This is a genomic window from Streptomyces sp. NPDC059852 (genome assembly GCF_042731455.1).
Taxonomy (GTDB): domain Bacteria; phylum Actinomycetota; class Actinomycetes; order Streptomycetales; family Streptomycetaceae; genus Streptomyces.
Map to the genome: position 1 here is coordinate 33,580 of NZ_JBHWJK010000033.1, position 26,631 is coordinate 60,210.

A 26,631-nucleotide genomic window follows, 5' to 3' on the forward strand; every position below is an offset into this window, starting at 1 on the left:
ACCACGGCGCGGGATGGGCCTTGCGACCAGCCGAGCGTCCCTAGGTGCCGGTGGGACTGCCGCTCGGCTCAGGACTCTTGCTCGGCTTGGCGCTCGCGCCGCCGTCACCGGCACCGCTCGCGCCCTTGTCCGCGGCGTCCTGGGCGTCCTCGGCCCGCCGCAGCGCGTCCTGCAGATCCTTCTGCGCCTTGCCGTACGCCTCCCAGTCACCCTTCTTCAGGGCTTCCTGGCCGGCATCGAACGCCTTCTGGGCGTCGTTCAGCGCGTCCTGGACCGTCGGGTCGCTGGACTTCGGCGGCGGGTTCGTACCGCCGTCGTCGCCCTTGTCCGGCGGCTCGGTGGTCGGCCCCTCGGCTCCGAAGACCTTGTTCAGCGCCTCGTCGAGGGTGTCCTCGAACGCGGTGGCGCCGCCGTAGGACACCAGAACCTTGCGCAGCAGCGGGTACTTCAGCCCGCCACCCCGGACGTAGACCGGCTCGACGTAGAGCAGCCCGCCGTCCAGTGGCACCGCCAGCAGGTTGCCGTACTCGACCTCCGAGTCGCCGCCTCTCAGCAGCCTGATCGTCTCGGCGATGTTCTGCTCGGAGTTGAACTGGCTCTGCACCTGACTGGGGCCGTTGACCGTGGTGTTGGTCGGCAGTTTCAGAATTCTGATCTTGCCGTAGTCACTGGTCCCCGCCTCGGCGTCGACGGCCATGAACGCGCTGAGGTTGTCCCTGCCGTTGGGCGTGAACGTCGTCGTCAGCGAGAACGCCTGCGCCTGCTGGTCGGGCATCTTCATGCTCAGGTAGTACGGCGGCACCGCGCTGCCCGACTTGTTCGTCGGGTCGTCCGGCACCTGCCAGACCTCGCTGCCGCTGAGGAACGTCGTCGCGTCCTTCACGTGGTAGCGGGTGAGCAGTTCGCGCTGGACCTTGAACAGGTCCTGCGGGTAGCGCAGATGGGCCATCAGCCCGCTGGAGATCTCGCTCTTGGCCTTCACCGTGCCGGGGAACGCCTTCATCCAGGTCTTCAGGACGGGGTCCTTGGTGTCCCACTGGAAGAGCTTGACCTCGCCGGTGTAGGCGTCGACCGTCGCCTTCACCGAGTTGCGGATGTAGTTGACCTGGTTCTGCTGGGCCACCACCGCGCGGTTGTCGTTGGTGGCGGTCAGCGAGTCGGCCGTGGTGTCGCCCAGGGTCGTGCGCGAGGAGTACGGGTAGCCGTTCGTCGTCGTGTACGCGTCGACGATCCACTGGATCCGTCCGTCCACGACCGCCGGGTAGGCGTCGCCGTCGATGGTCAGCCACGGGGCGACCGCCTCGACGCGCTCCTTGGGCGTGCGGTTGTACAGGATGCGCGAGCCGTCGCCGATCGCGCCCGAGTACAGGATCTGCGGCTCGCCGAACGCCACGGCGTACGCGGCCCGGTTGACCGGGTTGGAGAGGCTGACCCCGCTGTCGCCCTTGTAGCTGTAGGTCTTCTCACCGCTGTCGTCGGAGTAGTCGATCTCCTTCTGGGGACCGCCGACGATCGAGTACATCGTGGTCTTCTCGCCGTAGTAGACCCGCTGCTCGTACGTGCCGAGGTCGCCCTTGGACGGCAGGTCGGACTCGGTGAAGTCCGGACGGCCCTGGGAGTCGGCGCTGGTGCCCTCGGCGGCGACGGCGCCGTAGCCGTGGGTGTACCGGAAGTGGTCGTTGATCCAGTTGCGCTTCGGGATGCCGTTGAGGTTGATCTCGCGCAGACCGATGACCGTGTCCTGGTCCTTGCCGTCCTTGCTGTACCGGTCGACGTCCAGGTTGGTCGGGAACGCGTAGTAGTTCCTGATCTGCTGGAGCTGCTGGAACGTCGGCGAGACGATGTTCGGGTCCATGATCCGGATGCTCGCCGTGGGGCCCACGTCGTCGCGCAGCTTGGTCTTGTCCTCGGTCTCGCTGGTGCCCGGGTACTCGGTCACCTGCGTGCCGTCGATGCCGTAGGCCTCGCGCGTCGCCTTCAGGTTCTTCTCGACGTACGGCGCTTCCTTGGCCTGCTCGTTCGGCTGGACCTGGAACTTCTGCACGATCGCCGGGTAGAGACCGCCGATGAGGATGGCGGACAGCACCATCAGCCCGAAGCCGATCACCGGCAGCTGCCAGGTGCGCCGCCACAGGGTGGCGAAGAACAGCAGGGCGCAGATGACGGCGATGCAGAACAGGATCGTCTTCGCCGGAAGATAGGCGTTGGCGTCGACGTACCGCAGGCCCGTCCAGTTGTCGGTGGCCTTGAAGTCACTGGACTTGACGGCCAGGCCGTACCGGTCGAGCCAGTAGGCGACGGCCTTCAGCGTGACGAAGATGCCGAGGAGGACCGACAGGTGGCCGGTGGCGGCGGCCGTGGCACGCGCGCCGGGGCTGGTGATGCGCAGCCCGCCGTACAGGTAGTGGGTGAGCGCGGCGGCGATCACGGAGAGGATCACGGCGGCGAAGCCGAAGCCGAGCAGGAACCGGTACCAGGGCAGGTCGAAGGCGTAGAAGCCGACGTCGAGGTGGAACTGGGGGTCCTTCTCGCCGAAGGGCACGCCGTTGACCCACATCAGCCAGGTCCGCCACTGGCTGGAGGCGGAGGCGCCGGCGATCAGGCCGACCAGCGCCGTGATGGCGATCAGCAGCCACTTCTTGTACGGCGCGATGCCCATCCGGTAGCGGTCGAGGTTCTGCTGCTCCATCGACATCGCGCTCAGCGGCGGGCGCAGCCGGTGGGCCAGCCAGATGTTGAAGCCGACCGCGAGGGCCATCAACAGGCCGAAGACGAAGAACAGCCCGATCTTCGTCCAGAGCGTCGTCGTGAACACGGACGAGTAGTTCACCGACCGGTACCAGAGCCAGTCCGTCCAGAACCCCGCGAACATGGTGAAGGCCATGCCGAGGACGGCGAGGACGCCCAGTGTCATGAGCAGGGTCCGGACCCGCCGGGACGGGCGGCCCACTCTCATCCGTGGCCCGGTCGGGCCTCCGCCGCGGTCCGGCATCTGGAAAGCCAAGGTTTCGCACCCCGAAGTTCGCTGTTGGTCTGGGTCAGGCCCGCGTCTTCGTGGACCCTCTGTGGCCCCCCGTGATCGCGGGCCCACACCTATGCAACTTACTCACCCTTTACTCGGTTCCCGATTCCGGCCGGGAACGAGGCAGGATTGTGACCATGTCCAACACTCCCATGGCAGCCAACCCGCTGACCCGGGCCGTTCTCGAGATCGACGAGTACGCCTCCGGACTCGGCTGGGACCAGCCCGCCCGCCTCTTCGCCCTCGTCGACACCGCACGGCTGCGAGCCCAGGAACCCGGCCTCGCCGCCCAGCTCGGCCTGGGGGACGAGCAGGAGTCCACCGGCCTGACCCCGATCGAGCAGGACGAACTTCCAACGGGCCGGCAGCTCGACGAGTTCCTGGGCACGATCGCCTGGCCCGACGCCGTGTCCGGCTGCGCGCTCACCGTGGAGCGCCTGATGCTGCCCCCGTCCGCCGAGGCGCAGGTGCCGCAGGGCCTGAGCGACACCGAGCTGACCCGGTGGGTGGCGGAGCACCCCGACCGCCAGGAGGTCCGTATGACCGTGGCGGTGCTGCGCGACGGCAGCCGTGAGTCGGCGCTGCGGCTGCGGGAGAAGGACACTCCGACGGAGGTCCTGACCGGCTCCGAGCTGGTGCCCGGCCTGGCAGAGGCGCTGGCGGCGACGTTCGAGGACTGAGGACCTCGGTACGGCCGCGGGGGCGCCCCTCGGATGAGGGGCGCCCCCGTGTGGGCCGGGCCGGGTCAGCTCCCGGTGGTGCACTTCGGCAGGGCGGCGGTGTCGCCGGAGCGGATGTCCTTCAGGGCGCCGAGCGCGTCGTCGATGGTGTCGACCTTGACCAGGGTGAGCCCGTCGGGGACGTCCCTGGCGGCGGTGGAGCAGTTGTCGGCGGGGGTGAGGAAGTACTGGGCGCCCTTGTCGCGCGCGCCCACGGTCTTCATCTCGATGCCGCCGATGGGCCCGACCTTGCCGTCGTCGTCGATGGTGCCGGTGCCGGCGACGAACTTCCCGCCGGTGAGGCTGCCCGGCGTGAGCTTGTCGTAGAGGCCGAGGGCGAACATCAGGCCCGCGCTCGGGCCGCCGACATCGGCGAGCTTGATGTCGATGTCGAACGGGAAGGTGTGGTCGGTCCCGGCGGAGATCCCGACGATGGCGCGCTTGGCGCCGCTGTCGTCGGACTCGGCGGTGGTGATCGTCACCTTCTCGGTGCCCTGCGGCGCCCGGTGCTCCTTCTCCGCGGCGGCCTGCTCCTTGGCGGGCACGATCGTGAAGACGACCTCCTGGCCCGGCTTGTGCTCGGTCACCAGCTCGGCGACGTCCCCGGGCTTCTTGACGGCGGTGCCGTCCACGGCCTTGATCACGTCACCGGCGTGCAGCTTGCCCTCGGCCGGACTGCCCTTGACGACGGTCGAGACGATCACCCAGCTCTTCACCGGGATGTCCAGCGCCTCCAGGGCGGCGACCTTCGCGCTCTCCTGGGACTGGCTGAACTCCTCGGCGTTCTCCTGGGTGGACTCCTCCTCCGTCTTGCCGTCCGGGTAGAGGGTGTCGTGCGGCACGACCTTGTTGTCGTGCGCGAGCCAGCCGTAGACGGCCTCGACGAGGTTCATCCGGTAGTCGGCGCTCGTCACCCGCACGGTGGTCATGTTGAGGTGGCCGGTCGTCGGATACGTCTTGCGCCCGGAGATCTGCAGCACCGGCTCGCCGTCGTGCTCCCCCAGGGTGTTGACCGTGGGGCCCGGGGACATCTCGGCGTACGGCACGCGGATGAAGACTCCCGCGCACAGGAGCGCGATCAGCATCAGGGTGGAGGCGAGCATCGTCGCGGTGCGGCGTGGCATGGCACGACAGTACGTGACAGTCCTGTCAGAGCCCCGTCAGGGCCGGGATTCCGGACCGCGCGGGCGCCTCGCGGCGCCGGCCGGATCAGGTGCGGGACGGGGGCTTCTCCATGGCCGCGCGGAAGCGCGCGTACCCGTCGAGCTCCGGCCCGTCGCCGCGGGTCCGGCGGGTCCTGTTGGCCCAGCTCCCCCACAGCCCCGCGCCGATCGCGGCCCCGAGCGGAATCAGCAACCAGGTGAGCGCCGCCATGCGCGCCTCCCGTCCCCACAGAGCTAACCGCAACTGACTGATCAGCAGATTAACCGCTGGCACTGACAACGCTCATGCCAGGGGTGCGGTTACGCAAGCCGGGTGGGGCGGACGGGTTCCCGGAGGCGTGCGGGCGGGTCAGCAGGCGCCGACCCACTCCTCGGTGCCGTCGGAGAACTTCTGGTGCTTCCAGATCGGCACCTCGTGCTTGAGATCGTCGATCAGCTTCCGGCACGCCTCGAACGCCTCGCCGCGATGGGGGCAGGAGACGGCGACGACGACGGCCAGGTCACCGACCCCGAGGTCACCGACGCGGTGCACGGCGGCGAGCGCCCGCACCGGGAACTCGGCGACGACCTTCTCGGCGATCCGCCGCATCTCGGCCTCGGCGCTCGGATGGCAGGAGTACGTGAGGGCGTCCACGTCGGCGCCCCCGTCGTGGTCGCGCACGGTGCCCACGAACAGCGCGGTCCCCCCGGCGGCGTCGTCCCCGACGGCCCGGAAGACCTCGTCCACGGAGAGGGCCGTCTCACGGATGCCGATGAGCTTGACCGGGTCCTGAGCGCCCTGCTCACCGGGGTGATCACTGATAGGTGCCATGTCCCCATCGTGCCCCACGCGCGCGAGGGCGGGGAATAGCGTCATCGCCCGGCACACGCGTGTGGGGCTTTGGAGCCTCCTACAGACGACGCGTGGCCGTCGGCGGGCATCAGATCCTGCGGCGGGCCTTGCGGGCCCTGCGGACCACCGCCGCCGCGCCCAGCAGCGCGACCGTCGCGCCCGCGGCACCGGCGGCCGTCGCGTCCTTGCGGCCCAGGCGCCGTCCGGCGACCGTGTGCCGGCCGGAGACCTCCTCCAGCAGCTCCGCGAGCACCTCCTCGTTGGTCCACTGCGGCCGCCACCCCGCGTCGTGGAGCCGGCTCCCGCTGACCACCCACGGGTACATCGTGTACGCGAGGTCGCCGGCCGGGGAGGGCGTCAGGCCGATGCGGTGCAGCCGGGCCGCCGCGCCGAGGGCGACCGCGGACGGCAGTTCCATGCGCCGGATCCCGCTGAGCTCCTCGACCTCCTCCTGTTCCAGCCATCCGTCGCAGCCGACGGCCAGTTCCCCGTCGACCTTCTCCAGGACGGCGTACTCCAGCGCGCCGCACAGGTCCTCGACGTGGCAGAACTGCCAGGCGGGCCGGGACCCGGCGACCACGAGCAGCCGGGGCGACTCGAAGTACCTGGTCAGGGCGGTGTCGGTGCCGCCGACCAGGACGGCGGGGCGGACGACGGTGACGTTGAGGCCCGGGTGGGCGCGAGGGGCGCGGCGCGCCAGGCGCTCGATCTCCAGCAGGTCGCCGACGCCGGTGGCCTCGGCGGTCGCCCGCAGCTCGGCGTCCTCCGACAGGGGCAGCTCGTTGTCCGGCAGGGCGCCGTAGACCATGGCGGAGGTGCACAGCACCACCCGGTGCACTCCGGCGGCCGCGGCGGCCGTCAGGACGGTCTGGGTCCCCCGAACGTTGTAGGCGGTCCGCGCGGCGGGATCCGTCTCCAGATCGAGGTCGAGCGCCAGGTGCACGACGACGTCGGCGCCGCGCAGCTTGTCCGCGATCGCCGGGTCGCGCACGTCCAGGATGTGCCACTGCGCCGCCGCGCACTCGCCGCGCCGCTCGTCGATGGCGATGACCTGCTTGACCTCCTCGGAGGCGGCGAGCCGCTCCGTGAGCAGGGCGCCGACGCCGGACGCGGCACCGGTGACCGCGACGACGGGACCGCGCACACCGCGCGCGGGAGGGGTTGACGGGTTTCGCGCTGCGCGAACCTGCGGATCGGGGGAACTCACCGGGCGTCTCCAGCGGTTGTCTTCAGTACGAGCGTGAGTGACGCGTACGTACCAGGTGGCATCCATCCTGCCGCAGGCCGAGAGTCGGCGAAGCACCGAGGCCCGATCGGTCACAGGTGTCTACGCTGGGTGGTGTTATCGGGCAGTCGTGCCGCCGGCGCCAGCCGGTGGCCTTACCAGCCGAGGAACCCCGTGAGTGACACCCCATTCGGATTCGGCCTTCCGCCGGAGGAGCCGGACGACGGCGACGAGGGCAAGAAGAAGGACCAGGAGAGCGGTGGTGGTCAGGGACCGTCCAACCCGTTCGGCTTCGGGCTGCCCGGTGCCGGAGGCTTTGGCAGCCCGGGCGCCGACAATCCGTTCGCAGCCATGTTCGGTTCGCTGAGCCCCAACGACCTGGGCGCCGCCTTCCAGCAGCTCGGCCAGATGCTCTCCTACGAGGGCGGCCCGGTGAACTGGGACATGGCCAAGCAGATCGCCCGCCAGACGGTCTCCCAGGGCACGGCGGACGGCACCAAGGACGCGAGCGTCGGCCCGGCCGACCGCAGCGCCGTGCAGGAGGCGGTGCGCCTGGCCGACCTGTGGCTCGACGACGCGACGTCGCTGCCGTCGGGCGCGGGCACCGCCGTCGCCTGGAGCCGCGCGGAGTGGGTCGAGGCGACCCTGCCCGCGTGGAAGGAGCTCGTCGACCCGGTCGCCGAGCGGGTCGGCACCGCCATGGGCGACGTCCTGCCGGAGGAGATGCAGGCCATGGCCGGTCCGCTGATCGGCATGATGCGCTCGATGGGCGGCGCCATGTTCGGCACGCAGATCGGGCAGGCCGTGGGCGTGCTCGCGGGCGAGGTCGTCGGCTCCACCGACATCGGCCTGCCGCTCGGCCCCGCCGGCAAGGCCGCGCTGCTCCCGGTCAACATCGAGTCGTTCGGCAAGGACCTCGGTGTGCCGAAGGAGGAGGTGCGGCTGTATCTGGCGCTGCGTGAGGCCGCCCACCAGCGGCTCTTCGCCCATGTGCCGTGGCTGCGCTCCCACCTGTTCGGTGCCGTCGACGGGTACGCGCGCGGGATCAAGGTCGACACCGCCAAGCTGGAGGACGTCGTCGGCCAGTTCGACCCGCAGAACCCCGAGCAGCTGCAGGACGCCCTGCAGCAGGGCATGTTCCAGCCGGAGGACACCCCGGAGCAGAAGGCCGCCCTGGCCCGTCTGGAGACGGCCCTGGCGCTGGTCGAGGGCTGGGTGGACGCCGTGGTGCACGCGGCCGCGAAGCCGCGTCTGTCGTCCGCCGACGCGCTGCGCGAGACGCTGCGCCGCCGCCGGGCCTCCGGCGGTCCGGCCGAGCAGACGTTCGCCACGCTGATCGGGCTGGAGCTGCGGCCCCGCCGGCTGCGCGACGCCTCCCGGCTGTGGGCCTCGCTCACGGACGCGCGCGGTGTCGACGGCAGGGACGCCCTGTGGCACCACCCCGACATGCTGCCGACGGCCAGCGACCTGGACGACCCGGACGGCTTCGTGCACCGCGAGCAGATCGACTTCTCCGAGCTCGACAAGATGCTCGGCGAGGCGGCGAGCGGCGGCTCCACCGGCAAGCCGGACCTGAGGAAGGGCCCCGAGGACTCCGAGGACGGCGAGGACCGCAAGAAGGACGACGACAGCGAGTGAGCCTGTACGACGACGCGGTCCTGGTGCTCAAGGGGTACGAGGACCAGAGCGAGCTGCGCCAGGTCTACCTCGACCATCTCGCGGCGCACCCCGACGGCCTGTGGAAGTCCTGCTCGGACGGGCACCTCACGGCGAGCGCCCTGGTGGTCGACCCGTCCCGCGGGCGGGTGCTGCTGACGCTGCACCGGAAGCTGCGGATGTGGCTGCAGATGGGCGGCCACTGCGAGCCCGGCGACGCGACGCTGGCGGCGGCGGCCCTGCGCGAGGCCGGCGAGGAGTCCGGCGTCAGCGGCCTGACCCTGCTGCCGGGCGGCCCGGTGCGCCTTGACCGGCATCCCATCCCGGCGCCCTGCAACTGGCACCTGGACGTGCAGTACGCCGTCCTCGCGCCCCCGGACGCCGAGCACGCGATCAGCGACGAGTCCCTGGACGTGCGCTGGTTCGGCTACGACAAGGTGGCGGACGTGGCGGACGAGTCCGTCGTACGGCTGCTGCGCGCGGCCCGCGAACGGCTGTGAGCGCGTGATCGGGAACGGGTGAGGGGCGACCGCCCTCGGTGGTCGCCCCTCGTCCGCGCTCGTCCGTCAGCTCCAGACGTTGCCCTGGTTCTGGCCGCGGGCACCGTGCTGGCCCATGCCGTACTGGGCGGCCAGGCCCGAGCCGATCTGGGCGTTCTGCGGGGGCAGCAGCTCGCTGGGCTGGACCAGCGCGAAGCCGGTGCCCATGAAGCTGAGCTCCCAGCCCTCACCGGTGTTGCCGCGGCGCCGCCACACCCCGGAGGAGTGCGTCTGCGCCTGCATCTGCACCCGCAGCCCGGTGGACCAGGCCACGATCGCGTCCGCGTCGCAGTTGACGTACTTGTCGGGCGTCACCTGCATCATCAGCGGCATGCCGGAGGTCATCAGGGCGACCTTGCCGCGGCCGGTGATGTTGAGCTGGTACTTCCCCGAGCCGGAGATGCCGTAGAGGCTGTCCACGGCGATCACCTCGTGGTGCAGCGTGGAGTCCATCGCCAGCACATAGCTGCTGTCGACGGTCAGCCCGTCCTGGTCGACGTCGACCAGGTGGACGTGCTGCTTGAGGTTGGCGAGGTAGACGATGCCCTGTCCGTGACAGCGCATCAGGTCCAGGCCCTCACCGGTGCGGGCACGCGCGCGTGACTGCTGGTTGCCCTGGAACTCGGCGTCGAACTCGACGAGTCCCTGGTAGGCGACCATCGTGCCCTTGCGGGCCAGGACGTCGTCGTGCCCCTCCAGGGTGACGCGCAGCATCTGCTTGTTCTGCAGGCTCCAGCGGTCCTGGGTCTGCTGGTCGTTGTAGGCGAAAATCGGGCTCTGCATGGCGTTCTCTGCTCCCCCTCAGCCCCGGACCCGGAGGCGGTCGGTACTGTCCTCGCTCGGCTGGACGACGACGATGCCCTGGCCGGAGAAGGCCATCTGGTAGGCCTCGCCGCTGCCCCGTCCGATCAGGGACTGCGCCTTGAAGCTGCGCTTGCCCTTCACCTTGAGGTTCGGCGACCAGGCGACGAGCGCGTCGGGGTCGACGTACGTCTCGTCCTCGCCGCCGCCGCAGTCGACGACGATCGGCTTGCCCCGGGAGGTCAGCGCGACCCAGCCCTGCCCGGAGATCTTGGTGTTCCACAGGCCCTGCCCGGCGAACTTCGCCAGGCCCTTCACCCGCTCGACGCCCCACGTCAGATGGGCGTCGAAGGCGAGGAGGTTGGTGGCGTTGACGGAGATGCCGTCGCCGTTGAGGTTGATCACGACGACGTTGGCGCCGTAGTCGGCGAGGTAGAGCAGGCCGTCGCCGGAGCACTTCATCAGCGGCGCGCCCTCACCGGTGAGCCAGTCCTTGGCGATCTGGCGGACGGCGGGCGGGTTGGGCTCGTACTGGACGAAGCCCTCGTAGGCGACCATCGAGCCCACGCGCGCCATGAGGTCGTGCCCGGTCTGCATGGCGACCTTGACCATGTGGTTGCCGTGGTTCTCCATGCGGGCGGTGACGGGTGCGGGGGCGTAGCCCGCGAGCGGCTGGTTCATGACGGGCTCTCCCTCAGATCTCGTACGGCTGGACGACGACGAAGCTGCCGGGCGCGGCCCGGAACTGGAGGTTCACGCTCTCGCCGGTGTCGCCCGGGTAGGCGTTGCGGCGCATGCGCACCTGGCTGGAGACGACCACCTGCGCGGCGGCCGACCAGGCCACCACGGCGTTGCAGTCGGCGAACGTCGTGGGCGTGACGGGCAGCACCACGGGGGTGCCGTGCGTCTTGACGACGATCGTGCCGGTGCCCGTGAACTGCATCGTGAACAGCGCGCCGCCGGGGATGCCGTGCCCCTCGATCCGGCGGACCTCGTACTGCAGGGACTCGTCGAAGGCGAGGACGTTCTCCGCGGAGACACAGATGCCGTCGCCCTGGAGTTCGATGGGGTGCAGCATCGTGGAGTCCTCGGCGAGGAACACCTGCCCCTGGCCGGTGCAGCGCATCAGCTGCATCTCCTGGCCGGTCGCGTTGCCCACGATCCGGCCGGCGAATCCGGCGCCCTTGTAGCTGAAGTCGACCTTGCCCTGGTAGAGCACCATGCTGCCCTGCCGGGCCAGCACGGGCTGGCCTCCGATGCCGAGGTCGACGCGGACCATCTTCTTGTTCTGCTGCGTCCAGCGCTGACCGGTCGGCGTCTCCTTGAACTGCTGGAGCGCGGCGGCGACACCGGGGGCCTGGGGTGCGCCCTGCGGGGCGCCGTGCGGGACCTGCCCGGGGATCTGTCCGGGGACCTGCCCGTAGGGAGGCTGCTGGCCGTATCCCGGGGGCGGCGTCGGCTGGCCGTAGCCGGGCGGCGGAGCCGGGGCCTGCGGTGCCTGCGGCGCGGCGGGCGGGTAGCCGTAGCCGGGAGGCGGCGGCGCGGTGGGCTGGCCGTAGGGCGCGGGTGCCGGGGCGGGCGGCGGCGGGGTGGCGCCGGGCGGCGTCATGGGCGCGACGATCGTCGGCTGGGCGTGCACCGACGGGGCCGGGCCGGGAGGCGGGGGCGTGGCGCCCGGCGGGGGCGCGAAGCCCTGGGCGGCCGGCACGGGGGCGGGCGGAGCCATGGGCTGCGGGGCGGGGGCCGGAGCCCCGGCGGGGGCGCCGAACGCGGGCGGGGCCGCGGCCTGGGCGGGCGGCGCGAAGCTGGGCGCGCCCGCACCGGCCTGGGGCTGCGGCGGGGCGGCGGCGGGCGTCTCCTCCTCGGCCACCTCACCGCCGAAGTTCCTGAGCAGCGCCTCGAGACCGCCGTCGAAGCCCTGGCCGACGGCGGCGAACCGCCACACGTCCTTCAGGTAGAAGTCGCCCAGCATCACGGCGCGCTCGGTGGTGAACTCCGAGCCGTTGAAGGCGTACCGGGCCACCTCCTCGCCGCCCGCGACGATGCGGAGATAGCCGGGGCCGATCTGCGACATCTGACCGGCGCCGTCGATCGTCGCCGTGAAGGACAGCTTCTGGATCTGGGGGGGGATCTTGTCGAGTGTGACCCGGAACGACTCGGTGTCCCCGGCCTGCGCGCCGAGGAGCTGGATGCTCTCCTCGGGGGACTTCGGCTGGTTGAAGAAGACGAAGTAACGGTCGTCGGAGAGCCGTTCGTCGGCGTCGAGACCGAAGCAGCTGATGTCGAAGGTCAGCCCTGGGCCACCGATCTGCACGCCTACGTACAGATCCGTGCCCGCCGTGAGGTCACTGATCCTGGCCTTGTGGCCGCGTTGGAATTCCCTGGCCATGCGTAACGACCGTCCCCCATCCCGAAGTGAGTGCGTCGCGACAGGCTAACGGCAAACTCGGACATCGGACGAAGCCGGTACAGACCCGGTACACAACTTCCGCGAAGGCGGCGGAGGCCCCTTCTCCGCACAGCGTGGACGGCAGCGGTCACTCGTCGCGGGCGGCGGGGAGATGGGGCAGACGCTCGGCGGCGACGACGCCTTCGAGATAGCCCTTGGCCCGCTCGGTGCGCGGATACGCCTCCAGCAGCCGCCAGAAGCGCGGCCCGTGACCGGGGACGAGGAGATGCGCGAGCTCGTGCAGGAGGACGTAGTCCACGACGTACTCGGGCATGCCCTGCAGCCGGTGGGAGAGCCGGATGCTGCCTTCGGCCGGGGTGCACGAACCCCATCGGGTGTTCTGGTTGGTGACCCAGCGCACCGAGTCCGGCCGGGCCCGGCCGTCCAGATACTGCTCCGACAACCGGGCGGCACGCGCGGACAGTTCGGCGTCGCCGAGGACCTTCCTGCTCTCCTGCGCGGCCAGCTTGTCGAGCATGACGCGCACCCAGCGCTGCTCCTCGGCCTCGGACATCCGGGCGGGGATGAGCACGATGGTGCGATCGCCCTCGCGGTACGCCGACACCGTCCGGCGGCGCCGGGCGCTCCTGCGGACCTCGATCGCGTTCGCCCCCGAGCCGCTCACGGGCGGGCTGGTCGTACTGCGCTGTGGCGTTCCGGCGCGGTGCAGTGGGTCGGCGGACACGCCCCGACGTTACCCGTTGTCCTGGGGGGAAGTCCCGACTCCGGGACGGTCCGATTCCGATCCCTCACCCGGCGTCTGATTTGTACGACGAATATCCACTGCCTGTGGACAACTTTCGGCACCGATCGCCGCGCCGGGGCATGCTGAGTGCCGTCGGGGAGTCACGACCGGGCTCCTCGACGACAGACGGGGACGCACCACGACGACGGCTACGGGGGCCTGTTCATGCATGCCACAGCTTCGACCGATACCAATGTGCCGATTTCCGGTCATTCGCCCGACAGTTCGGCGGAGGCGGGCAGTGAGGCCGGGGCAGGACTTCCGCGGGCGCCCTCGCTGAAACCCGCGCTGAGGCGTGGCTGGCGGGACCTCAATACGGTGCAGTTCGGGATGACTCCGGCGCACGCGCTCACGCTGGGGCCGATGGACACCGCGACGGGCAGTTTCCTCGACCTGCTGAACGGCACCCGGGGACCGGAGCTGCTGCGCGAGGAGGGCCGGCGGATGGATCTGCCCGACGGTCATGTCGACGGACTGCTGCGACGGCTCGCGCACGCCGGGCTGCTCGACGACGCCCGGGGCGGCGGACCCGGAGGCGACTGGCTGCGGCGCAGGAAGGCGGTTCTGGACCGGCTGCGTCCCGATCTGGCGTCGCTGTCCCTGACCACGTCCGAGCCGGGCGAGGCGATCGGCCGGCTCGCCGCACGCCGCTCCGCGCGGGTGCAGGTGCGCGGCGCCGGCCGGGTGGGCGCGGTGCTCGCCTCGCTGCTGGCGGCGGCCGGGGTGGGCGAGGTGGACGTGCGCGACATCGGGCGGGTCGAGCCGTGGGACGTGACGCCGGGCGGGCTGCCCGCGGAGACGGTCGGCGACCGCCGGGACGACGCCGCCCGCCGGGTCGCGCGCCGCCACGCGCCGGACCGGCCGCCGCGCCGCGACACCCGCTCCCCTCGTGGACAGGACACCCACGGCCACTCGCTGGTGATCATCGCCCCGCGCGACGACGTCGGCGTGCACGCCCCGTCCCCGTCCGCGGCGGAGCCCCTGATCGACTCCGGTACGCCCCATCTGTACGTCGGCGTCGTGGAGGGCACCGGCGTGGTCGGCCCTCTGGTTCTGCCCGGCGAGACGGCGTGCGCCGGATGCCTCGACGCGGACCGCGCCGACCGCGATCCGGTGTGGCCCCGGCTGGTCACCCAGTGGCGATCGGGCCGGGGGCGGGCCCGGCCGGTGCCGCCCTGCGACGTCGCGCTCGCGACCACGGTCGCCGGCCTGGCCGCGGCGCACGCGCTGGCCTTCCTCGACGGCCGGATCCCGTCGACGGCGGGCGCACGCTGGGAGGTGTCACTACCGGGTCTGACCTGGCACGCCCGACCGGTGTGGGCGCATCATGCCTGTCCGTGCGGGGCGGCGGACAAAGGTGAGGGAGAACACCCCTCCGCCGAGGGGGGGTCGCACGAGACAATGGCGGAGGAACGGCCGTCGAAGAAGCCACGCCCCGAGGCGGACACCGCACGGCCGGCTCGGATCTGGAGGGCGCATGTCTGATCTTCCGCGCAAGGCGGTCACCCGCACCGCCAAGCTCGCCGCGCTGCCGCTCGGCTTCGCCGGGCGGGCGACCTGGGGACTCGGCAAGCGGATCGTCGGCGAGTCCGCGGAGATCGTCGGCCGCGAACTGCAGCAGCGGACCGCCGAGCAACTGTTCAAGGTCCTCGGCGAGCTCAAGGGCGGCGCGATGAAGTTCGGGCAGGCCCTGTCCGTCTTCGAGTCGGCCCTGCCGGAGGAGGTCGCCGGACCGTACCGGGCGGCCCTCACCAAGCTCCAGGAGGCCGCGCCCCCGATGCCGACCCGCACCGTGCACGCGGTGCTGACGGAGCGACTCGGCGAGGACTGGCACGACCTGTTCCTGGAGTTCGAGGACAAGCCGGCCGCCGCCGCGTCGATCGGCCAGGTCCACCGGGGTGTGTGGCACGACGGCCGCGAGGTCGCGGTCAAGGTGCAGTACCCCGGAGCCGGGGAGGCCCTGCTGTCCGACCTGAACCAGCTGAGCCGGTTCGCCCGGCTGCTGGGCCCCCTGATCCCGGGCATGGACATCAAGCCCTTGATCGCGGAGCTGAAGGACCGCGTCTCCGAGGAGCTGGACTACGGCCTGGAGGCGCAGGCGCAGCAGGCCCACGCGGAGGAGTTCGCGGACGACCCGGACGTCGTCGTGCCGGAGGTCGTCCACCAGAGCGACGAGGTCCTGATCACGGAGTGGATCGACGGGGTGCCGCTCTCGGAGGTGATCTCCGACGGCACCGAGGAGCAGCGCGACCGCGCCGGTCAGCTCCTGGCCCGGTTCCTCTTCTCCGGCCCGGCCCGCACCGGCCTGCTGCACGCCGACCCCCACCCGGGGAACTTCCGTCTGCTGCCGGGCGGCCCGGAGGGCGAGGACGACTGGCGGCTGGGCGTGCTGGACTTCGGCACCGTCGACCGGCTCCCGGGCGGCCTGCCGACGCCGATCGGGGAGTCCCTGCGGATGACGCTGGACGGCGACGCGAACGCGGTCTACGAGATGCTGTGCGCCGAGGGCTTCGTCAAGGAGACGATCGACCTGGAGCCCGACGCCGTCATGGACTATCTGCTGCCGATCATCGAACCGGCCCAGGTCGAGGAGTTCACGTTCACCCGGGGCTGGATGCGCAGTCAGGCGGCCCGGGTGGCCGACCCCCGCTCCCCCGCCTACCAACTGGGCAAGCGGCTCAATCTGCCTCCCGCCTATCTCCTCATCCACCGGGTGACGCTGAGCACCATCGGCGTGCTGTGCCAGTTGGGCGCGACGGTCCGGCTCCGTCAGGAACTGGAGGAGTGGCTGCCGGGGTTCGCACCGGAGGATCCGACGGACGAGGAGGACTCGGCGGCGGAGGCGGCGGAGGCCTGAGCGGGCGGGGCTACCACCAGGCCGAGTCGAGCCGGCCCTCGATCGCGCGGAGGTTGTCGCGCGAGCAGGTGTCGCAGAAGTGGATTCGGACGCCGTTCTCCACGGAGCAGGTCCAGGTGGGCCGCGGCTCCTCGCTACGGGCGCCGCAGCGGGCGCACACCATCGGCCCAGGTTCGGCGTCGGAGCGGTGGTCGCCGTCGCTGCCGGGGGATCTCGTCACCCACCCGACGATAACGCCGGCAGCGGCTGACCGTCCGGACAACGCACGGCGGGGGCCGCTCCGTTCGTGACGGATCGGCCCCCGCGGGAGTCGGTGCCCTGCCGGTGGGGAGACCCACCGGCCGGCGGCGATTACTGCATGACCGCCATGGCCAGCGCGCGGCGGGCGCGCATCGAGGCGCGCTCGGCCCGGCGCTGCATCCGGCGAGCGGTCGCCAGGCGCACGGCCTGTCGCTCCCGCTGCGCCTCGTGCTGGAGGTCGTGCATATGCGCACGTGCCAGGGCTTCTTGGATGAGTTGCATCTCTCGGTTCCTGTTCTGGCGCGCGGTGGTGGCGCCACTGCTGGTGAAGTCTTCAGGCGCGGAGCCTGCGGTCTCGTCGGTGGACGGCTTCATCGGGGCCTGCTTCTGGGGGTCGTGCGTGAGGGGGCGGTCGATCGTTCCGGTGATGTTCATGCCGTGACCGGGTTCTTGCGCGGGCGGCCACGCGGCCGCTTCCGGGCGACGACGACACCCTGGACGAACAGCTCGCCACCCCAGACGCCCCAGGGCTCACGCCGCTCCTTGGCGCCGGCGAGGCAGGCCTCCATCAGCGGGCAGGTGCGGCAGAGGGACTTGGCGTACTCGACGTCCGCCGGCGACTCGGCGAAGAAGACCTCCGGGTCGTAGGAACGGCAGGGGACGGGCACGCCGAGGTTCTCGATGGCGTCGTCGAGCGCGGTGAGCGCGGTGAGGGGGATCAAGGTCGGGTCCTCCGTGGAGCCAGGCTTGGGAATCACGTCTGAAGGCGGTACGGACGGGGCGTGCGCTTCGAGTTGCACGGTTCGTCTTCCTCGTCTGTTCGTTCCGGTCCTGTTGGACCGGTTGGCGGCTGGTACCGGGTCTTGCCTGTCCCGAGGCCCCTTCGCTCTGTCGTCCCTGTTGCAGGACAAACAGAAGGGCCGCGGATCCCGGATGGGGTTCCGCGGCCCTGAAGGCGCCGGCCTGATCGGCGATCAGGCTGGATCACTCCAGGGTTCTGGCCCACGGAAGGCCCACATCTGGTGGTGCTGCGTCGTCTGCTTCCGGAATCCGGCACCGGTCGCCGTAAAGGCATAGGCCTGCGCCTGTGCCACTACTGCCGCTTCCAGTGCCTTGGTCGGTCGCTCATTGCGCTCACGGACGGGAACGCCCGCGAGGGACACGGCGGACGCCGGACGACCGGCACGAATGCCGGACAGACCGGTGCCCAGGTCCGAGGCGCCGAGCATGCACAGGGAGGCGACGACCGAGCGATCGGTCATTTTGGCGGTGCTGATGGAGCTGGCGTAGATGCTGATCACTGGACTCGCCTCCTCTCGGCGTCTCGGGGGACTGGTGTGAACCAGTCCTGCGGGTATGCAAGTACATCACGGATCAGGGGCCTGCGAGAAGGCCTCCGTTCGCGTGGTTAAGAACCTATGGGGATCGCTGGGGCATGCGCAAACTATTTTTGCGACGAGTTCCGCTCAGCCCCCGATCTCGCTCTCCCCGACCTCTTGACCTGCGCATATGGCCAGCACATCGGCTCCGTAGCGGTCGAGCTTCCGTTTGAGGAGACCTGGAATACGGGCCAACTCATCCGGACTGCTCGGCTCCGCCTCGGCGATCGCCATCAGGGTCCGGTCCGTGAAGACGCAGAAGTCGGGCTGGCCGCTGCGCCGCGCCTGGCCCGCCCGCCAGTCACGCAGGCGCTCGTACAGGCCCTCGTTCATGTCGGAGGGGCAGCTCTCGCAGCGCATCAGCTTCATCTCACCCGCGTCGATGAGGGTGCGCCCGCAGACCCGGCAGCGGGCCGGGCTGCGCTGCCTGCGTCTCGGGGCGTCCTCACGCCGGCCGCCGTACCCCCGCGCGTAGCCCCGCTCGACGCCGCCGGCTCCGCCCCCGGCCGCCGCCCGGCCCGCGGCGCCGCCGGAACCGGGGCGCAGCCCGTCCAGGAAACGGCTGGGCCGGCGGTTGGGCCGGCCGCCGGGGGCGCGGGTCAGCGCCCAGGAGACATGGAGGTGGCGCCGGGCGCGGGTGACGCCCACGTACAGAAGGCGGCGCTCCTCCTCGACCTGCTCGTCGGTCTTGGCGTAGGAGATCGGCATCATGCCCTCGGCGACGCCGACCAGGAAGACGGCGTCCCACTCCAGGCCCTTCGCCGAGTGCAGGGAGGCCAGGGTGACGCCCTGGACGGTGGGGGCGTGCTGCGCGCCGGCCCGCTCGTCGAGCTCGGCGACCAGGGCGGCGAGGGTGGCGCCGGGCTTGGCCGCGGCGAAGTCCTGCGCGAGGTGGACGAGGGCGGCCAGCGACTCCCAGCGCTCTCTGACGGCACCGGAGCCGGCCGGCGGCTCGGACGTCCAGCCCTCCGACGACAGCACGGCACGCACCTGCGAGGGCAGGCCGACGGCGTCGTCCAGGAGCGAGTCGTTCCGACCGAAGCGGGCCGCGCCGCGCAGGGCGACGATCGCCTTGCGCACCTCGGGGCGCTCGAAGAACCGCTCGGCGCCGCGCAGCTGATAGGGGATGCCCGCGTCGGCGAGTGCCTGCTCATAGGTCTCGGACTGGGAGTTCGTCCGGAACAGGACGGCGATCTCGGCGGCCGGGACACCGGCGTCCATCAGGTCGCGGATGCGCCGGGCGGCGCCCTCGGCCTCGGCCGGTTCGTCGGTGTACTCGGCGTAGACGGGCTCGGGGCCGGGGTCACGCTGGGAGACCAGTTCCAGCCGGTGGTCGGCGGCGCGGCCGCGGGCCTGGGAGAGCAGACCGTTGGCGAGGCGGACGACCTGCGGGGTGGAGCGGTAGTCGCGGACCAGCTTGACGACGGTGGCTCCGGGGTGGCGGGTGCGGAAGTCGAGCAGATGGTCCGGGGTGGCACCGGTGAACGAGTAGATCGTCTGGCTGGCGTCCCCCACCACGCAGAGGCTGTCGCGGTCGCCGAGCCACAGCTCCAGCAGGCGCTGCTGGAGGGGGCTGACGTCCTGGTACTCGTCGACCACGAAGTGCTGGTACTGGGAACGCACCTGCTCGGCGATGTCCTGGCGGTCCTGGAGGACGGCGACCGTGAGCAGCAGGACGTCCTCGAAGTCGATGACGGCGCGGTCCCGCTTGAGGTCCTCGTAGACGGTGTAGAGCTGGGCGATCTCGGCCGGGTCGCGGGGCGCCTCCCGGCCGGCCTTGGCGGCGGCGAGCGCGTAGTCGGCGGGGACGGTCTGGGTGACCTTGGACCACTCGATCTCGGCGGTGACGTCCCGCAGCTCGTTGCGGTCGAGGCGGATGCGGCAGGCGGCGGCCGCGTCGGCGACGAGCTGGATCTTGCGGTCGACGAGCCGCGGCATGGAGCCACCGACGGCTTTCGGCCAGAAGTACTGCAGCTGCCGCAGCGCCGCCGAGTGGAACGTGCGGGCCTGGACCCCGGCGGCGCCGAGCTGGCGCAGCCGCCCGCGCATCTCCCCCGCGGCGCGGGCGGTGAAGGTGACGGCGAGGACGCCGGCGGGCGGTAGGATGCCGGCGCGCACCCCGTAGGCGATGCGGTGGGTGATGGCCCGGGTCTTGCCGGTACCGGCTCCCGCGAGCACGCACACCGGACCGTGCAGGGCGGTCGCCACCTCGCGCTGCTCGGGGTCGAGCCCTTCGAGCACCGCGTCGGGGGAGTCCGGTACCTGCGGGAAGAGGGTGGAGTGCGTTGCTGCTGTCACACGTTCATGCTGCCAGGTCCCCAGAGACGGCCGCGCCGGTTGTCCACAGGCGGGCAGGGATAGTCGTACGAATGCGGCAGGCGTCACGTGCCCGGCATACCCCGGGTGGGAATGGAGTGCCGCCGCCGTACGTTCCCCCACCGGACGACCTGATCCCCGAGCCATCCGAGGAGCGCGCGAGACATGCAGGGCACTGTGACGATGTACAGCACCACCTGGTGCGGCTACTGCCAGCGTCTGAAGAAGCAGCTGGACCGCGAGGGCATCGCGTACACCGAGATCAACATCGAGCAGGACCCCGAGTCCGCCGCGTTCGTCGAGAAGGCCAATGGCGGAAACCAGACCGTGCCGACCGTGCTGTTCGCGGACGGTTCGACGCTGACGAACCCGTCGCTGGCCCAGGTGAAGCAGAAGATCGCTGTCTGAGCCGACGTCTGATCCAGACCTACGCTCCACAGCTGCGAAGAGGGTGGCGGCCCTGACCGGGCCGCCACCCTCTTCGTCTGCGTCCGTGCGCTTTCCCGCCGGTCAGACGCTACGCGTCGGCAGCTGCTTGCCGTACCAGAGCTCGATCAGCCGGGCCGCGATCGAGATGCCGTAGGGCGGCAGGACCTCGCCCGACTCGAAGGCCGCGCGCAGGTCGTCGCGGGAGAACCAGCGGGCCTCGTGGATCTCGTCGCCGTCGACCTGGATGTCGAAGGAGGTGGCGCGGGCCATGAAGCCGAGCATGAGGCTGGACGGGAACGGCCAGGGCTGGCTGGCCACGTACTCGACTCCGCCGACGGTGATGCCGGCCTCCTCGAAGACCTCGCGCCGCACGGCCTGCTCGATGGACTCCCCCGGCTCGACGAAGCCCGCGAGCGTGGAGAAGCGGCCCTCGGGCCAGTGCACCTGACGGCCGAGGAGGATGCGGTCCTCCTCGTCGGTGACGGCCATGATCACGGCCGGGTCGGTGCGCGGGTAGTGCTCGGCGCCGCAGGCGGGGCAGCGGCGGATGTGCCCGGCGGCGGCGATGACGGTGCGCTCGCCGCAGCGGGAGCAGAAGCGGTGGGTGCGCTGCCAGTTCTCCAGGCCGACGGCGTGCACCATCAGGCCCGCGTCGCGCGGTGACAGCAGCAGTCCTGCCTCGCGCAGGCCCGCCGGGCGCGCCGACTGGTCGATACGGCCGGGCAGGGCGTCCTTCTGCAGGGCGAAGTAGCTGACGCCGTCCTCGTCGATGCCGAGGAAGTAGCGGTGCGCCTCGGTGAGGGGTGCCTCGAACGAGGGGGTCATGACGAGCTCGGTACGTCCGTCCGGCGTCTCGTCGATCAGGACCTGGCCGCCGGAGACCACGAAGCAGCGGGTCGTGGGGTGACTCCACGCCGCCGCCAGCCAGGCCTCGTCGAGCCGGTGGTGGGCGGCGCGGTCGATGCCGCTCGGGGCGGTGAGCGAGACGGGTCGGTCGGCGGTGTGGTCGGTCGAGGTGGTCACGGGTGCTTCCAACTCCCCCAGTGGAACGGTGTGCTTCGGCGGGTGGATCGGCGGGACGTGGGACAGGAGGTGACCGGGGGCGGCAGCGCTCGGCGCTGTGAGGCGGCGTCTCCAGTGTGCCGCGCGCGATGCCGCTCCAGGTGGGGCGGTGCGTCAGGGCGCATGACGCCAGTGCGCGGCGAGGTCGCCCCACAGGTAGGCGGTGGTCTCGACGCCCTTGAGGAGCAGATCGAGCTCGACCTTCTCGTTCGGGGCGTGCCAGCCGTCGGAGGGGACGGAGATGCCGAGGAAGAGCACGGGCGCGCCGAGCACGTCCTGGAGGTCGGCGGCGGGCCCGGAGCCGCCCTCGCGCGTGAAGCGGACGGGCCCCTCGAAGGCACGGCCCATGGCCCGGACGACGGACTGGAGGGCCGGGTGGTCGAGCGGCGTCAGGCACGGCCGGGTGGCCCCGCTGAAGGTGATCTCGCAGCGGATCCCCGCGGGCACCTGCTCGGCGGCCCACGCGCGGACGGCCTTCTCGATGTGGTCGGGGTCCTGTCCGGCGACCAGCCGGAACGACAGCTTCACCATGGCCGACGACGGGATGATCGTCTTGCTGCCGGGGCCCTGGTAGCCCCCGCCGATCCCGTTGACCTCCGCGGTGGGGCGGGCCCAGACGCGTTCCAGCGTGGTGTGGCCGGCCTCGCCGTGGGTGGCGTGCGATCTGGCGGTGCGCAACCAGCGCGCCTCGTCGAACGGCAGCTCGGCGAAGAGGTCGCGCTCGCGGTCGGTCAGCTCGACGACTCCGTCGTAGAAGCCGGGGATCGCCACGCGCGCGTGGTCGTCGTGGAGGGCGGCGACCAGGCGGGCGACGGCGGTCGCCGGGTTCGGGACGGCGCCGCCGAACGAGCCGGAGTGGATGTCCTGGTCGGGACCGTGCAGCCGGATCTCGCACTCGGCGAGGCCCCGCATGCCCGTGCACACGGTGGGGGTGTCCTCGGCCCACATGCCGGTGTCGGAGACGATCACGGCGTCGGCGGCGAGCCGGTCGGCGCGCTCCTCGACCAGGGCGCGGAAGTGCGGGGAGCCGGACTCCTCCTCGCCCTCGATCAGCAGCTTGAGGTTGACGGCCGGGGCGGTGCGGCCGGTCGTGGCGAGGTGGGCCCGGACGCCGAGTGTGTGGAAGAACACCTGGCCCTTGTCGTCGGCGGCCCCGCGCGCGTACAGCCGTCCGTCGCGGACGACGGGCTCGAAGGGCTCGCTGTCCCAGCCGTCCTCACGGGCGGCGGGCTGCACGTCGTGGTGGCCGTAGACGAGGACCGTGGGCGCCTCGGGGTCGCCGGAGGGCCAGTGCGCGAAGACGGCGGGGGCGCCGGGCGTGGGCCAGACCTCGACCGTCGGGAATCCGGTCTCCAGCAGCTTGGCGGCGAGCCATTCGGCGCTGCCGCGGACGTCGGGCGCGTGCGCGGGCTGAGCCGAGACGGACGGGATGCGCAGCCATTCCGCGAGGTCCTCGAGGAAGGTGGTGCTGTGCTGTTCGATGTACGTACGGACAGCGTCGTCCGGGGTCTGGCTCATAGGCCCGAGCCTATCGGCCCGAGCCGACATCCTGATTGGGCGGTTCCTCACACTCCGTCTTCCCGGCGGGCTCGCCGGTGAGCAGGCGTTCCAGCGCCGAGCGGTCCGGCAGGCCGTCCGGGCGCACGACCTCGCCGCTGCGGACATACAGGAAGACGGCGTCGACCGATTCCAGGGGGACGCCCTGCTGCTCGGCCCAGGCGAGCCGGTACAGGGCGAGCTGGAGGGGGTCGGCGGTGCGGGCGCGGTTGGTCTTCCAGTCGACGATCTCGTACGTCGTCCCGTCGCCCTCGCCGTTGCGGTACACGGCGTCGATCCGGCCGCGTACGACCCGGCCGGCGATCGCCAGCTGGAACGGGGCCTCCACCCGGTACGGCGTGCGGTGCGCGTACTCCGTGCGCTCGAAGGCCTCCTTGAGAGCCTCCAGGTCGCGTTCGTCGGCGATCTCCGCCTCGCCGCCGGGCAGCTCGTCGGGCTCCAGCATCGGCAGCGTCAACTCTTCGAAGCGGGCTTCCACCCATGCGTGGAACCGGGTGCCCCGACGTGCGGCGGGTTGCGGAGGGCGCGGCATGGGGCGCGCGAGTTCCTTCGCGAACCCGTCGGGGTCGGCGGCCAGCCGCATCAGCTGGGACGCGGTCAGGGACGCGGGCAGCGGTACGTCCGTGACGCTCGCGCGGGCGCGCAGCAGCTCGCCGGTGAGGGCGTCGAGATCACGGTCCCAGGAGGCGAGGGTGCGGGCCTCCTCGGGTGTGAGGTGTTCGCCGTCCGGTGTGCGGGAGCGCGGCGGCGCCGCCTGGTGCGGGATGGACGGCCGCGCGGCGGGCTGGGGCTCCGGGTCGCGAGGGCGCCCGTGTTCGGCGGTCGGGGCGGCGGCGGTCTCGTCGGATGCTCTCTCGTGCGGGACGGCGCTCTCGCGGGGGGCGCCGTCGTAGAGGGCGTCGTCGTAGGCGTCGTCCTCGAAAGGGGCCTCGTCGAGGGGGGCGTCGTCCCACAACTCGGATGCGCCGGAGTCGCCCGGGTGGCCGTACGCGGGGTCGTCGTCCTCGTCCGGCGGGGGCGGCCAGTCGGGGTCGTCGTAGGTGTCGGGGTCGTGCGTCGCGACCGGGTCGTCCTCGGACGCCAGCCGTTCCAGGTGCGCCAGGACCGTCTCGGCGGCCGCCCGGCGCCGGGCCAGGGCGGTCTCGTCCAGAGGCAGCGGCCAGGCGTGCTCGGCGCCCTCCCGGAGCAGGGCCGGGTTCTCCGCGCCCTCGGCCGGCTCGTCGGCCCACACCTCGATCTCGCCGTGGCCGGCCGCGCAGTGGTCGTGGAGGGCCAGCAGGAAGTCGGAGGGCCCGCGCGGCTTCTTCTGGCTGGGACCCCACCAGTGGCCGGAGCCGAGGAGCAGCGAGCGGGGGCGCGTGAAGGTGACGTAGCCGAGGCGCAGCTCCTCGGTGTGCTGGTGCTCCTTCATGGCCTCGTGGAAGGACTTGAGGCCCCGGGAGTCCCAGGAGCCGACGTCGGGGAGCGTATCGGCGTCGCCGCGCAGCTCGTGCGGGAGCACCTTGCCCTGCGCGGTCCACTTCTCGCGGCCCTGCGTGCTGGGGAAGGTGCCGGTGACCAGGCCGGGGACGGCGACGACGTCCCACTCCAGCCCCTTGGACTTGTGCGCGGTGAGCACCTTGACGGTGTTGTCGCCGCCCGGCAGGGCGTTGTCGAGGCCCTTCTCGTACTGGGCCGCGGTGCGCAGGAAGGCCAGGAAGGCGAGCAGGGAAGCCTCGTAGTCGCCGGCCGCGAAGGAGGCGGCGATGTCGAGGAAGTTGGACAGGGTCTCGCGGCGCCGGGCGGCGAGCGCGTGCGGGGAGGCCGACAGCTCGACCTCCAGGCCGGTGACGGCGAGGACGCGGTGCAGGACGTCCATGAGCGGGTCGGACAGGGAGCGGCGCAGGTCGCGCAGCTCGGCGGCGAGGCGGGCGAAGCGCACGCGCGCGTCCGGGGAGAACGGCAGCCCGTCGTCGTCCCCGGCGCCGTCCAGCGGCGTCTCCAGGAATGTGTCGAGGGCGTCCGCGAGGGAGATCACCTCGGCCGGGTCGATGCCCTCGACGGCCTCGGCGAGACGGCGGTCGGGGTCGTCGTCGCCGTCCACGCGCGCGTGGGAGACCAGCAGGCGGGCGCGCCGGCCCAGCAGGGCGAGGTCGCGCGGGCCGATGCGCCAGCGCGGGCCGGTGAGCAGCCGCACCAGGGACGCGTTGGCGCCGGGGTCCTGGAGGACCTCGCAGACGGCGACCAGGTCGGCGATCTCGGGCAGGTGGAGCAGGCCGGACAGGCCGACCACCTCGACGGGGACGTCCCGCGCGACGAGCGCTGCCTGGATCTCCGCGAAGTCGGTCGCCGTACGGCACAGGACGGCGATCTCGCCGGGTGCCTTGCCGGTGTTCACCAGGTGGGCGACGGAGTCGGCGATCCAGTCGATCTCCTCGGCGTGAGTGGTGAGGAGGGCGCAGCGCACGATGCCGTCGCGCTCGGCTCCGGGGGCGGGGCGCAGGGCCTCCACGCCCGCGTGCAGGGCTCGCAGGGGCTCCGCGAGGCCGTTGGCGAGGTCGAGGAGGCGGCCGCCGCTGCGGCGGTTCTCGCTGAGGGCCTGGCGGGTGGCGGGGCGGCCGTCGGCGTGGGCGAAGTGCTCGGGGAAGTCGTCGAGGTTGGCGACGGAGGCGCCGCGCCAGCCGTAGATCGCCTGGCAGGGGTCGCCCACGGCGGTCACCGGATGCCCGGTGCCGTCGCCGAACAGTCCGGCGAGGAGGACGCGCTGGGCGACGGACGTGTCCTGGTACTCGTCGAGGAGGACGACCCGGAACTCGTCGCGCAGGAGGCGGCCGACCTCGGGCATCTGTGCCAGGCGCGCCGAGAGGGCGATCTGGTCGCCGAAGTCGAGCAGGTCCCGTTCGCGTTTGGCGGCGCGGTAGCGGACGACGAGGTCGGCGAGCTCGCGGCGCGCGGCGGCGGCCTCGGGGACCTTGCGCAGGTCGGCGTTGCTGAGCTTGACGCCCTGGAGGGTGAGCAGCAGCCGGGCGTCGTGGGCGCGCAGCGCCTCGGGCCGCACGAGGTGCTCGGAGAGCTCGGCGTCGAGGGCGAGCAGGTCGCTGACGAGGTCGGCGAAGGAGCGGGTGAGGGCCGGGTAGGGGCCGGGTGCCTCGCGCAGCACACGCGCGGCGAGCTGGTAGCGGGTGGCGTCCGCGAGCAGCCGGGACGTCGGTTCGAGACCGATGCGCAGGCCGTGATCGGTCAGCAGGCGGCCCGCGAACGCGTGGTACGTGGAGATCACCGGTTCGCCCGGCGGCCGGTCCGGGTCGATGGCGTCGGGGTCGGTGACCCCGGCCCGGACGAGGGCCTTGCGGACGCGTTCGGCGAGCTCGCCGGCGGCCTTGTTGGTGAAGGTCAGGCCGAGGACCTGCTCCGGCGCGACCTGGCCGGTGCCGACCAGCCACACCACGCGGGCCGCCATGACCGTCGTCTTGCCCGATCCGGCGCCGGCCACGATCACCTGCGGGGCGGGCGGTGCGGTGATGCAGGCCGTCTGCTCCGGGGTGAACGGGATGCCAAGGAGCTCTTTGAGCTGCTCGGGGTCGGTGATACGGGTGGGCACCTAAGGAAGGCTAGCGGCGGCCACTGACAGCGTGTGCCGGATCGGTCCGCCGGGACGGAG

General features: G+C 71.8%; 23 protein-coding genes. 6 read left to right on the plus strand and 17 right to left on the minus strand.

The genetic code is table 11. The features are described from left to right. Positions 1–40: 40 nt before the first annotated feature. Positions 41–2,992, minus strand: a complete 2,952-nt coding sequence (locus ACFV46_RS30170; protein ID WP_361926241.1) for a UPF0182 family protein — start codon at positions 2,990–2,992, stop codon at positions 41–43. Positions 2,993–3,159: 167 nt separating this feature from the next. Between ACFV46_RS30170 and ACFV46_RS30175 the strand changes: the two genes are divergently transcribed. Then, on the plus strand, positions 3,160–3,702 hold the full coding sequence (locus ACFV46_RS30175) for a PPA1309 family protein (RefSeq protein WP_361925882.1): 543 nt from the start codon (positions 3,160–3,162) through the stop codon (positions 3,700–3,702). 65 nt (positions 3,703–3,767) lie between these two features. On the opposite strand, the gene ACFV46_RS30180 is transcribed toward ACFV46_RS30175, so the two are convergent. The 4 genes from ACFV46_RS30180 to ACFV46_RS30195 form a co-directional block, all read right to left on the minus strand. After that, complete coding sequence (locus ACFV46_RS30180; RefSeq protein ID WP_361925881.1) at positions 3,768–4,865, minus strand: PDZ domain-containing protein; 1,098 nt, start codon at positions 4,863–4,865, stop codon at positions 3,768–3,770. 85 nt (positions 4,866–4,950) lie between these two features. Then, positions 4,951–5,115 (minus strand): hypothetical protein, encoded by a 165-nt coding sequence (locus ACFV46_RS30185; protein ID WP_283286296.1) that lies wholly within the window; start codon positions 5,113–5,115, stop codon positions 4,951–4,953. 138 nt (positions 5,116–5,253) lie between these two features. Further along, positions 5,254–5,715: a molybdenum cofactor biosynthesis protein MoaE gene (locus ACFV46_RS30190; RefSeq protein WP_385500559.1), complete on the minus strand. Its 462-nt coding sequence runs from the start codon at positions 5,713–5,715 to the stop codon at positions 5,254–5,256. A gap of 109 nt (positions 5,716–5,824) precedes the next feature. Next, positions 5,825–6,943 (minus strand): SDR family oxidoreductase, encoded by a 1,119-nt coding sequence (locus tag ACFV46_RS30195; protein ID WP_361344850.1) that lies wholly within the window; start codon positions 6,941–6,943, stop codon positions 5,825–5,827. 192 nt (positions 6,944–7,135) lie between these two features. Here ACFV46_RS30195 and ACFV46_RS30200 point away from each other — a divergent pair, with 192 nt between their 5' ends. Continuing rightward, positions 7,136–8,599 (plus strand): zinc-dependent metalloprotease, encoded by a 1,464-nt coding sequence (locus ACFV46_RS30200; RefSeq protein ID WP_376729083.1) that lies wholly within the window; start codon positions 7,136–7,138, stop codon positions 8,597–8,599. Next, on the plus strand, positions 8,596–9,117 hold the full coding sequence (locus tag ACFV46_RS30205; RefSeq protein WP_385500560.1) for an NUDIX hydrolase: 522 nt from the start codon (positions 8,596–8,598) through the stop codon (positions 9,115–9,117). The genes ACFV46_RS30200 and ACFV46_RS30205 overlap by 4 nt, the downstream gene beginning before the upstream one ends. A 66-nt stretch (positions 9,118–9,183) precedes the next feature. Here the strand turns inward: ACFV46_RS30205 and ACFV46_RS30210 are convergent, their stop codons facing one another. From ACFV46_RS30210 to ACFV46_RS30225, 4 genes are all read right to left on the minus strand, one after another. Beyond that, positions 9,184–9,939 (minus strand): AIM24 family protein, encoded by a 756-nt coding sequence (locus ACFV46_RS30210; protein WP_361925873.1) that lies wholly within the window; start codon positions 9,937–9,939, stop codon positions 9,184–9,186. Positions 9,940–9,957: 18 nt separating this feature from the next. Continuing rightward, on the minus strand, positions 9,958–10,638 hold the full coding sequence (locus ACFV46_RS30215) for an AIM24 family protein (RefSeq protein WP_062673970.1): 681 nt from the start codon (positions 10,636–10,638) through the stop codon (positions 9,958–9,960). 13 nt (positions 10,639–10,651) lie between these two features. After that, the gene (locus ACFV46_RS30220) at positions 10,652–12,346 is read right to left on the minus strand and encodes a TerD family protein (RefSeq protein WP_385500562.1); all 1,695 of its coding nucleotides are present in this window, start codon (positions 12,344–12,346) and stop codon (positions 10,652–10,654) included. 148 nt (positions 12,347–12,494) lie between these two features. Continuing rightward, on the minus strand, positions 12,495–13,091 hold the full coding sequence (locus ACFV46_RS30225) for a M48 family metallopeptidase (protein ID WP_361925869.1): 597 nt from the start codon (positions 13,089–13,091) through the stop codon (positions 12,495–12,497). 390 nt (positions 13,092–13,481) lie between these two features. On the opposite strand from ACFV46_RS30225, the gene ACFV46_RS30230 reads away from it, so the two are divergent. Both ACFV46_RS30230 and ACFV46_RS30235 read left to right on the plus strand, forming a co-directional pair. Further along, positions 13,482–14,636: a TOMM precursor leader peptide-binding protein gene (locus ACFV46_RS30230; RefSeq protein ID WP_361925868.1), complete on the plus strand. Its 1,155-nt coding sequence runs from the start codon at positions 13,482–13,484 to the stop codon at positions 14,634–14,636. Beyond that, complete coding sequence (locus ACFV46_RS30235) at positions 14,629–16,008, plus strand: ABC1 kinase family protein (protein WP_385500563.1); 1,380 nt, start codon at positions 14,629–14,631, stop codon at positions 16,006–16,008. Before ACFV46_RS30230 ends, ACFV46_RS30235 begins: the two co-directional genes overlap by 8 nt. Before the next feature lie 10 nt (positions 16,009–16,018). On the opposite strand, the gene ACFV46_RS30240 is transcribed toward ACFV46_RS30235, so the two are convergent. The 5 genes from ACFV46_RS30240 to ACFV46_RS30260 all read right to left on the minus strand — a co-directional run bounded on the left by ACFV46_RS30240 (position 16,019) and on the right by ACFV46_RS30260 (position 19,925). Beyond that, entirely contained in the window at positions 16,019–16,228 is a 210-nt protein-coding gene (locus ACFV46_RS30240) for a hypothetical protein (RefSeq protein ID WP_376729385.1), read from the minus strand. Positions 16,229–16,359: 131 nt separating this feature from the next. Beyond that, the gene (locus tag ACFV46_RS30245) at positions 16,360–16,683 is read right to left on the minus strand and encodes a hypothetical protein (RefSeq protein WP_361925862.1); all 324 of its coding nucleotides are present in this window, start codon (positions 16,681–16,683) and stop codon (positions 16,360–16,362) included. Beyond that, positions 16,680–17,048 (minus strand): WhiB family transcriptional regulator, encoded by a 369-nt coding sequence (locus tag ACFV46_RS30250; protein WP_062668745.1) that lies wholly within the window; start codon positions 17,046–17,048, stop codon positions 16,680–16,682. The genes ACFV46_RS30245 and ACFV46_RS30250 overlap by 4 nt, the downstream gene beginning before the upstream one ends. 174 nt (positions 17,049–17,222) lie before the next feature. Further along, positions 17,223–17,549, minus strand: a complete 327-nt coding sequence (locus ACFV46_RS30255) for a hypothetical protein (RefSeq protein ID WP_385500564.1) — start codon at positions 17,547–17,549, stop codon at positions 17,223–17,225. Between the two features lie 165 nt (positions 17,550–17,714). Then, on the minus strand, positions 17,715–19,925 hold the full coding sequence (locus ACFV46_RS30260) for an ATP-dependent DNA helicase UvrD2 (RefSeq protein WP_376729386.1): 2,211 nt from the start codon (positions 19,923–19,925) through the stop codon (positions 17,715–17,717). A gap of 183 nt (positions 19,926–20,108) precedes the next feature. On the opposite strand from ACFV46_RS30260, the gene ACFV46_RS30265 reads away from it, so the two are divergent. Next, positions 20,109–20,351: a mycoredoxin gene (locus tag ACFV46_RS30265; protein ID WP_062668743.1), complete on the plus strand. Its 243-nt coding sequence runs from the start codon at positions 20,109–20,111 to the stop codon at positions 20,349–20,351. Between the two features lie 102 nt (positions 20,352–20,453). Here the strand turns inward: ACFV46_RS30265 and nudC are convergent, their stop codons facing one another. The 3 genes from nudC to ACFV46_RS30280 all read right to left on the minus strand — a co-directional run bounded on the left by nudC (position 20,454) and on the right by ACFV46_RS30280 (position 26,571). Next, positions 20,454–21,395 carry an NAD(+) diphosphatase gene (nudC, locus tag ACFV46_RS30270; RefSeq protein ID WP_361925856.1) on the minus strand — a complete coding sequence of 314 codons (942 nt, stop codon included), beginning with the start codon at positions 21,393–21,395 and terminating at the stop codon, positions 20,454–20,456. A 153-nt stretch (positions 21,396–21,548) separates the two neighbouring features. Continuing rightward, entirely contained in the window at positions 21,549–22,952 is a 1,404-nt protein-coding gene (locus ACFV46_RS30275; RefSeq protein ID WP_385500565.1) for a dipeptidase, read from the minus strand. Between the two features lie 10 nt (positions 22,953–22,962). Then, positions 22,963–26,571: a UvrD-helicase domain-containing protein gene (locus ACFV46_RS30280; protein ID WP_385500566.1), complete on the minus strand. Its 3,609-nt coding sequence runs from the start codon at positions 26,569–26,571 to the stop codon at positions 22,963–22,965. Between the last annotated feature and the right edge of the window lie 60 nt (positions 26,572–26,631).